The organism is Streptomyces sp. NPDC087310, assembly GCF_044744405.1.
Classification (GTDB): domain Bacteria; phylum Actinomycetota; class Actinomycetes; order Streptomycetales; family Streptomycetaceae; genus Streptomyces.
The window spans coordinates 307,902-320,834 of the sequence record NZ_JBIUYF010000010.1; the positions used below are offsets into that span (position 1 = coordinate 307,902).

Consider the following 12,933-nt stretch of genomic DNA (forward strand, 5'->3'; position numbering starts at 1 on the left):
GTACGACGTGGTGGCCCCGCCGGCGAGCGGATCCGGCGGGGCCACGTCTCCCTGATGGTATGCCGGACCGGCGGGTCAGACCGGCCGCAGCCAGACCGTCGCGAGCGGGGGCAGGGTGAGCTGGACGCTCGCCGGTCTGCCGTGCGCGGCCACCGACTCCGGCTTCAGCGGGTCCGGGTTGAGGACGTCACCGCCGCCGTACCGCGCCGCGTCCGTGTTCAGGACCTCGGTCCAGGCCGTGAACTCCTCGGGGACGCCCAGCCGGTACTGGTGGCGGACCACCGGTGAGAAGTGCGAGACCGCCAGCAGCGGCGCGCCCTGCGCGTCGAAGCGGAGGAAGGCGAAGACGTTGTCCTCGCCCGCGTCGCCGTCCACCCAGGCGAAGCCCTCCGGGACGGTGTCCCGCTCCCAGAGCGCGGGCGTCACGCCGTACACCGTGTTCAGGTCGCGGACCAGATCGCGCACGCCCCGGTGGTCCGCCTCCGCCTCGTACGACGGGTCCAGCAGCCACCAATCCGGGCCGTGGCCCTCCGACCACTCCGCGCCCTGGGCGAACTCCTGCCCCATGAACAAGAGTTGCTTTCCGGGGTGGGCCCACATGAAGCCGAGGTACGCGCGCTCGTTGGCGCGCTGCTGCCACCAGTCGCCGGGCATCTTGGCGACCAGGGCGCCCTTGCCGTGCACGACCTCGTCGTGCGAGATCGGCAGCACGTAGTTCTCGCTGTACGCGTACACCATGGAGAACGTCATCTCCCCGTGGTGGTACTTGCGGTGCACCGGCTCCTTGGAGACGTAGTCCAGCGAGTCGTGCATCCACCCCATGTTCCACTTCAGCCCGAAGCCCAGCCCGCCGAGCCCGTCGGGACCCACATGGTGGGTGGGGCGGGTGACCCCGTTCCAGGCGGTGGACTCCTCGGCGATCGTCACGACGCCGGGACAGCGGCGGTAGACCGTCGCGTTCATCTCCTGGAGGAACGCCACCGCGTCCAGATTCTCCCGGCCGCCGTGCTCGTTCGGGGACCACTGGCCCGCCTCGCGCGAGTAGTCGAGGTAGAGCATCGAGGCGACCGCGTCCACGCGCAGCCCGTCGATGTGGAACTCCTCGCACCAGTACACCGCGTTGGCGACCAGGAAGTTGCGGACCTCCGTACGCCCGTAGTCGAACTCCAGCGTCCCCCAGTCCGGGTGCTCGGCCCGCTGCGGATCCGCGTGCTCGTACAGCGGCCGGCCGTCGAAGCGGGCCAGCGCCCACTCGTCCTTCGGGAAGTGCGCGGGCACCCAGTCGACGAGCACCCCGATGCCCGCCCGGTGCAGGGCGTCCACCAGGTACCGGAAGTCGTCGGGCGTGCCCATGCGGGACGTCGGCGCGTAGAACCCGGTGACCTGATACCCCCACGAACCGCCGAACGGATGCTCGGCGACCGGCATCAGCTCGACGTGCGTGAAGCCCAGGTCCTTCACGTACGCGGGAAGCTGCGCCGCTAGCTGACGGTACGTCAACCCCGGTCGCCAGGAGGCGAGATGGACCTCGTAGACGGAGAACGGCGCCTCGTGCACCGGGCGTTCACCGCGCCGCGCGAGCCACTCCCCGTCACGCCACACATGGTGGGACTCGGTGACGATCGACGCGGTCGCGGGCGGCACCTCCGTACGCCGGGCCATCGGGTCGGCACGCAGGGTGTGCGAACCGTCGGGGCGGGCGATGTCGAACTTGTAGAGCGCGCCCTCGCCGATCCCCGGCACGAACAGCTCCCACACCCCCGTGGAGCCGAGCGAGCGCATCGGCAGGCTCGTACCGTCCCAGTAGTTGAAGTCACCGGCGATCCGCACCCCGCGCGCGTTCGGCGCCCAGACGGTGAACCGGGTCCCGGTCACCCCCTGGTGGGTCATCGGGAGCGCGCCGAGCGCCTTCCACAGCTCCTCGTGGCGGCCCTCGCCGATCAGATGCAGATCGAGATCCCCGAGCGCCGGCAGGAAACCGTACGGGTCCCGCACCTCCACCTCGTCCGGCTCAGCGGCGGAGTCGGCGTCGCTGTAGCGGACGAGCAGGGTGTACGCGGGCACCGTGCGCAGCGGCAGGACACCGGAGAAGAAGCCGTCACCGTCGTCGGTCAGCTCCGCCCGCAGGTTCTCGGCGCGTACGGTGACGGCCCGCGCGTACGGCCGCAGCACCCGGAACACCACACCGTCCGGCACGGGGTGCGCCCCCAGCAGCCCGTGCGGATCGTGGTGGGTCCCGCTGAGCAGCCGGTCCCGGTCGCCCGCGTCCAGCGGCGGCGCGACGCGCACCCGGGGCGCCGCCGCGGCAAGGCCCCCGGTGGGGACGGGCGCCGTCGCGGGGGCGGGGATCGGGAGCGCGGCGGCGGACGACGCGGCCTTCGGCTTCGCCTTGGGCCTGGCCTTGGGCTTCGACTTCGACGTGGACTTCGACGTGGGTTGGGGAGTCCGGTCGGACGGCGTGCGGGCGGTCACGGGGGCTGCCTCCTCGAAGGGGCTTCGGTGAAGGGGCTTCGTTGTCGAACGGGGGAGGGGAGAGGGGAGGAGAAGGGGGAAGGGAGGAAGGAGGGACGTGCGGGTGGACGGGCGGGCCGCGCGCCGGTCAGGTGCCCGCGGCCAGTCGGCGGATCGCCGCCATCGGGACCGGGAGCCAGTCGGGGCGGTGCCTCGCCTCGTACAGGACCTCGTAGACCGCCTTGTCCGTCTCGTACGCGCGCAGCAGCTCCGGCTCCGCGCGCGGATCGGTGCCCGCCGCCGCGGCGTACCCCTCGCAGTACGCCGCACGGCAGCGCGTGGCCCAGTCGGGGCGCCACGGCTCGTGGGAGCGCGCCGCGTAGTCGAAGGACCTGAGCATGCCCGCGACATCGCGGACCGGTGGCTGCGGACGGCGCCGTTCCGCGAGCGGCCTCGCGGGCTCGCCCTCGAAGTCGATGACCGACCAGCGGCCGTCCGGTGTCCGCAGGGCCTGGCCGAGATGGAGGTCGCCGTGCACCCGCTGCGCGAGCCTGCCCCGTCCCGCCCCGGCCGGCGCGGCGAGCGCGTCGAACGCGGTGCGCAGCCCGGGGACGTACGGGAGCAGCGCGGGCACCGCGCGCGCCGCGGCTTCGAGGCGTTCGGTCATCCCGTCGGCGAGTTGCGCGGTCTGCCGGCGGCCCAGTGTCACGGTCGGCAGCGCGGCGGCGAGCGCGGTGTGCACCTCGGCGGTGGCCCGGCCCAGCGCCCGCGCCTCCGCGGTGAACTCCCGGTCGCCGGTGAGCGCGGCCAGCGCCAGGCACCAGCCGTCCCGGGAGTCGCGCAGATACGGCTGGAGCACACCGAGGGTCAGGGTCTCCCCGCTGCCCGGCAGTCCGCCGCCGGACGGGTCGGCCGCCTCGATCCAGCCGACCGGCGCGGGGACCCGCTCGCATCCCTCGGCGGCCAGGGCGAGCGGCAGTTCCAGATCGGGGTGGGGGCCGGGGAAGACCCGGCGCAGGATCTTCAGGATGTACGCGTCCGAGCCGCCTGACCCGTACACCAGCGAGGAGTTCGACTGCTCCGCGTCGAGCAGCCGGCCGGTGAGCCCGGCGGGCAGGGGCGCCGCGCGGCAGAACCGCAGCGGTCCCCGGGTGTCGGGGGTGCGCAGCCGCTCCAGCAGCAGGTCGGCGACGCGCGGGTCGTGCAGGCCCTCGTAGACGGTACGGCCGGCCAGCGGCCCCTGCTCCACGCGGCCGATCGCGGCGGCGGCGAGCGGGGCGGGCAGGGAGTGGCGTACGCCGAGGAGGAGCTGGTAGCAGTCCTGGTAGCGGCTGCTCGCGGGGGCCGGGCTCGCGGCGCCGCGCTGTTCCACCCGTACGAGCAGATGGAACAGGCCGGGCCCGCCGGCGCTCTGGGGCAGCAGTTCCGTGACGGCGACCGGTACGAAGCCGGTGACGGGGCGGCCCTTGCCCGCGAACCAGCGCTGGCGGGGCAGCCACTCATGGAGCAGCGGCGCGAGGGAGCCGACCAGGGCCCGTGCCTCGGCGTCGGAGAGAGCGGGGGCGGGGGACTGCGCGGGGGACAGGGCACTCCTGATTCGCGGGACGCCGTGGTCGGGGCGGGCGTCCTGGGCCGGGGACGTGACGGGGTCCTGCGGAGGGTTGCTTCTGTCGGCGAGACCCGGAGTAAACCGGGTGGATGCAGCCTTCGACATGGCATCGCGTCCTTTCCCCGGGCACACCACAGGATGCGCAGAGTGTCCCGGATTGCGGCAACGGCTGTCCGTCTGTGCGGGACGTGTCGGGTGAGGATGATCCGTACGGATCGATTCCGTACGAACTCAATACGAATTTGATCGAATCGATCGAACTGGATGTGGAGGAGAGTGCCCCGTGCGAGGCGGTGGAAACCGCCCCGCACCACGACACGGGTTAACTCCGTGTCACAAGGGCCCCTCGGATCCGGCGGACAGGAGAGGTGCGCGGATCACGCGGGAGGCGCGGTGGCGGCGGTGTCCTTCCGCAGCCTGAACCAGTAGAAGCCGTGTCCCGCCAGCGTCAGCAGATACGGCCACTCCCCGATCGCCGGGAACCGCACCCCGCCGATCAGCTCCACCGGATGCCGGCCGCTGAACGTCTTCAGGTCCAGCTCCGTCGGCTGCGCGAAGCGCGAGAAGTTGTGCACGCACAGCACCAGGTCGTCGCCCTCGCCCTCCTGGGAGGGCGCCTCGCGCAGGAAGGCCAGCACCGCCGGGTTGGACGACGGCAGCTCCGTGTACGAGCCGAGCCCGAAGGCCGGGTTCTGCTTCCGGATCTCGATCATCCGCCGGGTCCAGTGCAGCAGCGAGGACGGCGACGCCATCGCCGCCTCCACGTTGGTGACCTGGTACCCGTAGACCGGGTCCATGATCGTCGGCAGATAGAGCCGCCCGGGGTCGCTGGACGAGAAGCCCGCGTTCCGGTCCGGGGTCCACTGCATCGGCGTCCGTACGGCGTCCCGGTCGCCCAGCCAGATGTTGTCACCCATCCCGATCTCGTCCCCGTAGTAGAGGATCGGGGAGCCGGGCAGCGACAGCAGCAGCGCCGTGAACAGCTCGATCTGGTTGCGGTCGTTGTCCAGCAGCGGGGCGAGGCGGCGCCGGATGCCGATGTTGGCGCGCATCCGCGGATCCTTCGCGTACTCCGCGTACATGTAGTCGCGCTCTTCGTCCGTGACCATTTCGAGGGTCAGCTCGTCATGGTTGCGCAGGAAGATGCCCCACTGGCAGCTACTCGGGATCGCCGGGGTCTTCGCCAGGATTTCCGAGACCGGGTAGCGGGACTCGCGCCGTACGGCCATGAAGATCCGCGGCATCACGGGGAAGTGGAACGCCATGTGGCATTCGTCGCCCCCCTTCGCGTAGTCGCCGAAGTAGTCGACGACGTCCTCCGGCCACTGGTTGGCCTCGGCGAGGATCACGGTGTCGGGGTAGTTCGCGTCGATCTCCGCCCGGACCCGCTTCAGGAACTCGTGGGTGGCCGGCAGGTTCTCGCAGTTGGTGTTCTCCTGCTGGTACAGGTACGGCACGGCGTCCAGCCGGAAGCCGTCGATGCCCAGGTCCAGCCAGAAGCGCAGCGCGGAGACGATCTCCTCCTGCACCTTCGGGTTCTCGTAGTTGAGATCGGGCTGGTGGGAGAAGAAGCGGTGCCAGTAGTACTGCTTGCGGACCGGGTCGAAGGTCCAGTTCGACGTCTCCGTGTCGACGAAGATGATCCGGGCGTCCTGGAACGCCTTGTCGTCGTCGGCCCAGACGTAGTAGTCGCCGTACGGCCCGTCGGGGTCCTTGCGGGACTCCTGGAACCAGTCGTGCTGATCGCTCGTGTGGTTCATGACGAAGTCGATGATCACGCGCATGCCGCGCTGGTGCGCGGCGTCGACGAACTCCACGAAGTCGGCGAGGTCGCCGAACTCGGGGAGCACCGCCGTGTAGTCGGAGACGTCGTAGCCGCCGTCGCGCAGCGGCGACTTGAAGAACGGCGGCAGCCAGAGGCAGTCGACCCCGAGCCATTGCAGATAGTCCAGCTTGGCGGTGATGCCCTTGAGGTCACCGATGCCGTCGCCGTTGCTGTCCTGGAACGAACGCACCAGGACCTCGTAGAAGACGGCGCGCTTGAACCAGTCGGGATCGCGGTCCTTGGCCGGGGTGTCCTCGAACGTGTCGTGGACCGGCTCATTGACGATCATGATGTGGGTGACCCTCCGATCGGCGGGGACGGTCGCAGAACCACGATGTGCGCGGGCGTGACACCCGGCTCTAGGCGCACATAGGTGGAGCTGCCCCAGTGATAGGTCTCGCCGGTGAGCTCGTCGCGCACCGGCACGGTCTCGTGCCCCCGCATCGATGCGAGGCCGAGCCGTGCCATGTCCAACGAGACCGTCGCCTCCTGGGTGTGGTGAGGGTCGAGGTTGACGACCACCAGAACGATGTCCGTGCCCGACCTCTTGCTGTACGCGATGACCGCGTCGTTGTCCGCGTGGTGGAAGTGGATGTCACGGAGCTGCTGGAGGGCGGGGTGGCGCCGTCTGATCCGGTTGAGCGCCGTGATCAGCGGCGCGATCGTCCGGCCCTCCCGCTCGGCGGCCTCCCAGTCCCGGGGCCTGAGCTGGTACTTCTCCGAGTCGAGGTACTCCTCGCTCCCTTGTTTGGCCGGGGTGTTCTCGCAGAGTTCGAAGCCGGCGTACACGCCCCAGGAAGGCGCCATCGTCGCCGCGAGCACCGCCCGCGCCTCGAAGGCGGGCCGGCCGCCGTGCTGGAGGTAGGCGTGCAGGATGTCCGGGGTGTTGACGAAGAAGTTGGGCCGCATGGACCAGGCCGACTCGCCTGACAGCTCCGTCAGGTACTCGGTCAGCTCCTGCTTGCTGTTGCGCCACGTGAAGTACGTGTACGACTGCTGGAAGCCGACCGCGCCGAGCGTACGCATCATGGCGGGCCGGGTGAACGCCTCGGCCAGGAAGATGACGTCCGGATCCGTGCGGTTGATGTTCGCGATGACCTTCTCCCAGAAGAGCACCGGCTTGGTGTGCGGATTGTCGACGCGGAAGATCCGTACGCCGTGCGCCATCCAGTACCGCAGCACGCGGGTGGTCTCCCGGACCAGTCCGCGCAGATCGGTGTCGAAGGCGATCGGGTAGATGTCCTGGTACTTCTTCGGCGGGTTCTCCGCGTACGCGATCGAGCCGTCCGCGCGGTGGTGGAACCACTCCGGGTGCTTCTCGACCCACGGGTGGTCCGGCGAGCACTGGAGCGCGAAGTCGAGCGCGATCTCCATCCGCAGGGTGCGGGCCGTCTCCACGAAGTGGTCGAAGTCCTCGATCGTCCCCAGGTCCGGGTGGATCTCGTCGTGGCCGCCCTCGGCCGAGCCGATCGCCCAGGGCACCCCGACATCCTCGGGGCCGGGGGTCAGACTGTTGTTGGGGCCCTTGCGGAACGTGGTGCCGATGGGGTGGATCGGCGGCAGGTAGACGACGTCGAACCCCATCGCGGCCACGGCGGGCAGCCGCCCGGCCGCCGTCCTGAAGGTGCCGCTCACCGGCGGCTCGCCCTTCCTGACGACCGCGCCCTCGGAGCGCGGGAAGAGTTCGTACCACGATCCGTACAGCGCACGCCGGCGCTCGACGAGCAGCGGCACGGGGCGCGATGAGCTGACCAGATCCCGCAGCGGATGACGGTCGAGGGCTGCGGTCGCCTCGGGGGAGAGCGCGGCGGCCAGCCGGGCGGCGGCCGGCAGCGCGGTGTCCCGCAGGGAGTCGGCGGCGGCGAGCACGGCCTCCCGGCCGTCCCGCTTGGGCACACCGGCGGCGGCGCGCTCGTACAGTTCGGCACCCTCCGCGAGGACCAGGGCGATGTCGGTCGCGTCGGTGCCGGCCGGGATCTTGATGCCCGCGGCGTGGCGCCAGGTCGCGACGGGGTCGCTCCACGCCTCGACGGTATACGTCCACCGGCCTTCCTCGGTGGGGGTGACCTCCGCGCCCCAGCGGTCGGTGCCGGGGGCGAGTTCACGCATCGGGGTCCACGGGCCGGGGCGTCCGCCCGGGTCCACGAGAACGACATTGGCGGCGACGGCGTCATGGCCTTCGCGGAAGACGGTCGCGGTGACCTGGAAGGACTCACCGGTCACCGCCTTCGCGGGGCGTCTTCCGCAGTCGACGAGTGGGCGTACGTCCAGGACGGGAATGCGTCCGATCAGCGGTTTCACGGGATCACCTGAGGGCTGTGCGGGCTTGACAGGCAGGGCGGGTGAAGCGGGTGGCGCGGGTGGAGCTGCTGCAGTGCCGTGGAGAGAGAAGGTTTGCGCGATTTTCGTGGTTTTGATGCTCTTTGTAGCTGCTCTATGGGCGACTGCGAGGCTGCGAGCATGGCCGCTCCTGTCCGCGTTCACTCGAATAGCGCTGGAAATCGGGACGAGACGCGCTCGTGTGCGGTAGGTACCGCTGGAGCCTTCCCACTCGTTTCGGGGCGGTAATCCAGCGGTGTGTTAACTCCTCCTACTCCGGCCGGGTCGGGGCATGCCTGCCGCGAGGGGGTGGGTTTCGGCCGATACGGGCGGTGGCGCGTGTCGCGACCCTGGACCCCATGGGTGTCCGTAAGGCGACGTCGCCACCACGTCCCCGGTATCACCGACGGAACAACCGGGGAAACCACCGGGGAGGGAGCGAATGGAGTGCATTCACCCCCACGAGTGCGCCGTGGCCCCGCGCGTCGGGGTAGGGCTACCTTCGAGGAGAGGCGGGCGCACCGTGTGGTGTGCCCGCCCCGGCTCTTCTGCTGTCCGGCTGTCCGCCCCTCCCGGTTGCGAAGGTGGAACACGTGAAGGCAATCCGTCGGTTCACCGTCCGCCCCGTCCTGCCCGAACCACTCCAACCGCTCAGCGACCTCGCCCGCAATCTGCGCTGGTCCTGGCATACCGAGACCCGCGAACTCTTCGAGGCCGTCGACCCCGCCGGGTGGCGTGCCGCGGGCGCCGACCCCGTACGGCTGCTGGGCGGTGTCTCCGCGGCGCGCCTCACGGAACTGGCGGCCGACCGCGCCTTCCTCGACCGGCTCACGGCCGCCGCCGCCGATCTCGACACCTATCTGCGCGGTGCGCGGTGGTACCAGGAGCGCGACGGGGACACGGGCGGCGCGGACGGGGGCGCGAGCGGGGGCGCGGAGCTGCCCGCCGCCATTGGCTACTTCTCGCCGGAGTTCGGGGTCACGGCCGCCCTGCCCCAGTACTCCGGCGGCCTCGGCATCCTCGCAGGCGACCATCTCAAGGCCGCCAGCGACCTCGGCGTACCGCTCATCGGCGTCGGCCTGCTCTACCGGCACGGCTACTTCCGCCAGTCGCTCTCGCGGGACGGCTGGCAGCAGGAGCAGTACCCGGTCCTCGACCCCAACGAACTGCCCCTGACCCTGCTGCGCGAGCCCGACGGCACCGCGGCCCGGGTCACCCTCGCCCTGCCCGGCCACCGCACCCTGCACGCCTGCGTCTGGCAGGCCCACGTCGGCCGCGTACCCCTGCTGCTGCTCGACTCCGACGTCGAGGAGAACGGCCCCGGCGAACGCGACGTCACCGACCGGCTCTACGGCGGCGGCAGCGAACACCGCCTCCTCCAGGAGATGTTGCTCGGCATCGGCGGCGTCCGCGCGCTCCGCACGTACTGCCGGCTCACCGGCCACCCCGCGCCCGAGGTGTTCCACACCAACGAGGGGCACGCGGGCTTCCTCGGCCTGGAACGCATCCGCGAACTCGTCAGCACACCGGCCGACGCCCTGTCCGGTACGGAATCCGGTACGGCGATGGGGTTCGAGGCCGCGCTGGAGGCGGTCCGCGCCGGTACGGTCTTCACCACGCACACCCCCGTCCCGGCCGGGATCGACCGCTTCGACCGCGACCTGGTCGCCCGCCACTTCGGCGACGACGGCGAACTGCCCGGGGTACCCGCCGAGCGGGTCCTCGGCCTCGGCAGGGAGAGCTACCCCGGCGGCGAGCCCCACCTGTTCAACATGGCGGTCATGGGGCTGCGGCTCGCCCAGCGCGCCAACGGCGTCTCCACCCTGCACGGCGCCGTCAGCCGGAAGATGTTCGCCGGGCTCTGGCCGGGCTTCGACCCGGAGGAGGTGCCCATCGTCTCCGTGACCAACGGGGTGCACGCACCGACCTGGACCGCGCCCGAGATGGCCCGCCTCGGCGCCCGCCAGGACCCCGGCGCCCGGGACCTCGCCGACCCGCCCGACTTCGCCGCCACCCCCGCCGCCGCGCTCTGGGACGTACGGCGCGCGCTGCGCGCCCAGCTCGTGAGCGAGGTACGCGGGCGGCTGCACGCCTCCTGGCGGCTGCGCGGCGCCGAGGACGCCGAACTGGGGTGGATCGACGGCGTCCTCGACCCGGACGTCCTGACCATCGGCTTCGCCCGCCGCGTCCCCTCGTACAAGCGCCTCACGCTGATGCTCCGCGACCGCGACCGGCTCACGGAGCTGCTGCTCCACCCCGAGCGGCCGGTCCAGATCGTCGTCGCGGGCAAGGCGCACCCGGCCGACGACGGCGGGAAGCGGCTGGTGCGGGAGCTGGTGCGGTTCTCCGACGACCCGCGCGTACGCCACCGCATCGTCTTCCTGCCCGACTACGGCATGGGCATGGCGCAGAAGCTCTACCCCGGCTGCGACGTCTGGCTGAACAACCCGCTGCGCCCGCTGGAGGCGTGCGGCACCAGCGGGATGAAGGCCGCGCTCAACGGCTGTCTCAACCTGTCGGTCCTGGACGGCTGGTGGGACGAGTGGTTCGAGCCCGACTTCGGCTGGGCGATCCCCACCGCCGACACCGGGACCGCCGACGAGAACCGCAGGGACGACCTGGAGGCGAACGCCCTCTACGAACTCATCGAGGACCGGGTCGCGCCGCGCTTCTACGACCGGGGAGCGGACGGGCTGCCGGACCGCTGGATCGAGATGGTCCGGCGCACCCTGGTCACCCTGGGACCGAAGGTGCTCGCGGGACGCATGGTGCGCGAGTACGTGGAACGGCTCTACGCCCCGGCCGCCCGCGCCCACCGCTCGCTCGACCCCGGCCGCGCGGCGGAGCTGGCCGCCTGGAAGTACCGGACGCGCACGCTGTGGCCGTACGTCTCCGTCGACCACGTGGAGGCGGTGGCGGCCACCGGCGCCGGTGGCAGCACGGAGCTGGGCTCCACACTCACCCTCCGGGTCGGTGTCGGTCTCGGCGAACTGCGGCCCGACGACGTCGAGGTGCAGGCCGTCGCGGGCCGGGTCGGCTCGGACGACGCGCTCGTGGACGCCCGGCCCTTCCCGCTCAAACCGGCGGGCGGCCCCGACCTGGAGGGCCGCTGGGTGTACGAGGGCCCGCTCGCCCTGGACCGTACGGGCCCGTACGGCTACACCGTCCGCGTCCTGCCCGCCCACCCGCTGCTCGCCACCAGCGCGGACCTGGGGCTGGTGGCGCTGCCGACGGAGGCGACGGGGGAGGGCGCGGGGGTCCTGCTGCGCTGAACGCCGTGGGGGTTCCGGGCCCTGGGCCGGTCCGGCCCAGGACCGGGCCCCACGACGGGGATTGGTCCAGACCTTGACGCACCCAGGTGATGGTTCTAGGTTCCACGGTCAGCTCCCCGGTTCACAAACCCACCCGGTGTTCATGTGGGTGATCGGAACGGGGGATCGCAGCGCCATTCCTCACCGAACGTGACAGACCGTCACCGACCGGAAGGCACCCCCACATGCGCCCCGGATCCATCGCCCGCGTCCTCGGGCTCTCCACCGCACTCGCCGCGCTCACCGCCGCGGCCCTCGTGACACCGGCCTCCGCCCAGCAGGCCCCCGAGGCGGTCACGGCGGCGGCCACGGCCCCCGTCGCCGCCGCGCCCGCGAACTTCACCCACCCCGGCGTGAACCTCAACACCGCCCAACTCGACTTCGTACGCGGCAAGGTGCAGGCCGGGGCGCAGCCCTGGAAGAGCGCGTACGACGCGATGGCGGCGAGCCGGTACGCCTCCCTCTCCCGGACCGCCAAGCCCCGCGCGGTCGTCGAGTGCGGCTCGTACTCCAACCCCAACAACGGCTGCACGGACGAGCGCGAGGACGCGATCGCCGCCTACACCGCCGCCCTCACCTGGTACATCACCCGCGACGACCGCTACGCCCAGAAGGCGATCCAGCTCATGGACGCCTGGTCCGCCACGATCCAGGACCACACCAACAGCAACGCCCCGCTCCAGACGGGATGGGCCGGGTCCTCCTGGCCCAAGGCCGCCGAGATCATCAAGCATGTGTACGGCAACTGGCCCAACTCCGGGCGGTTCGCGACGATGCTCCGTACCGTCTACCTGCCCGAGATCATCAACGGCTCGAACTCCAACGGGAACTGGGAGCTCACGATGATGGAGGCGGCGGTCTCCATCGCCGTCTTCCTGGACGACAAGGCGAGTTACGACAAGGCGGTCAACACCTACCTGGTCCGGGTGCCCGCGTACATCTACCTGTCCTCGGACGGCGATCTGCCCAGGACCGTACCGAGCCAGAACCTCAACACCCGCGCCAAGATCGTCAGTTACTGGCAGGGCCAGGGCACCTTCGTCACCGGCCTCACCCAGGAGACCTGCCGCGACTTCGTCCACACCGGCTACGGCATCTCGTCCGTCGCCCATGTCTACGAGACGGCACGCCTCCAGGGCCAGGACCTGTTCCCGCAGGTCGGCGAGCGGCTGCGGCAGGCGCTGGGGTTCCAGTCGAAGTACGAGATCCAGGCCGAGTCCGTACCGTCCTCACTCTGCGGCGGCAGTGTGACCCGGGGGCTCGGGCCGATCACCGAGGTCGGCTTCAACGCGCTGAACACCCGGCTGGGTTACGCGATGACCAACACGCAGCGCCTGACGGAACAGCAGCGCCCGGCGGGCACCAACAACCTGTTCGTGGCCTGGGAGACGCTCACCAACGCGAGCAACCCTCACTAG

Annotated in this window: 6 protein-coding genes; 2 read left to right on the forward strand and 4 right to left on the reverse strand. The window is 71.1% G+C overall.

The features are described 5' to 3' along the window. Positions 1-75: 75 nt before the first annotated feature. The 4 genes from glgB to ACIO3P_RS34485 form a co-directional block, all read right to left on the reverse strand. Positions 76-2,349 (reverse strand): 1,4-alpha-glucan branching enzyme, encoded by a 2,274-nt coding sequence (glgB, locus tag ACIO3P_RS34470; protein WP_401851737.1) that lies wholly within the window; start codon positions 2,347-2,349, stop codon positions 76-78. 250 nt (positions 2,350-2,599) lie between these two features. Further along, positions 2,600-4,165: a maltokinase N-terminal cap-like domain-containing protein gene (locus ACIO3P_RS34475; RefSeq protein WP_329829590.1), complete on the reverse strand. Its 1,566-nt coding sequence runs from the start codon at positions 4,163-4,165 to the stop codon at positions 2,600-2,602. A gap of 272 nt (positions 4,166-4,437) precedes the next feature. Continuing rightward, positions 4,438-6,174, reverse strand: coding sequence for a maltose alpha-D-glucosyltransferase (gene treS / locus ACIO3P_RS34480; RefSeq protein WP_329829591.1), 1,737 nt, complete (start codon positions 6,172-6,174; stop codon positions 4,438-4,440). Beyond that, positions 6,171-8,177: an alpha-1,4-glucan--maltose-1-phosphate maltosyltransferase gene (locus tag ACIO3P_RS34485; protein WP_401851735.1), complete on the reverse strand. Its 2,007-nt coding sequence runs from the start codon at positions 8,175-8,177 to the stop codon at positions 6,171-6,173. The genes treS and ACIO3P_RS34485 overlap by 4 nt, the downstream gene beginning before the upstream one ends. A 620-nt stretch (positions 8,178-8,797) precedes the next feature. Between ACIO3P_RS34485 and glgP the strand changes: the two genes are divergently transcribed. After that, on the forward strand, positions 8,798-11,476 hold the full coding sequence (glgP, locus tag ACIO3P_RS34490; RefSeq protein ID WP_401850991.1) for an alpha-glucan family phosphorylase: 2,679 nt from the start codon (positions 8,798-8,800) through the stop codon (positions 11,474-11,476). Between the two features lie 224 nt (positions 11,477-11,700). Continuing rightward, a complete protein-coding gene (locus ACIO3P_RS34495; RefSeq protein ID WP_329829593.1) occupies positions 11,701-12,933 on the forward strand; it encodes an alginate lyase family protein in 1,233 nt (410 codons plus the stop codon).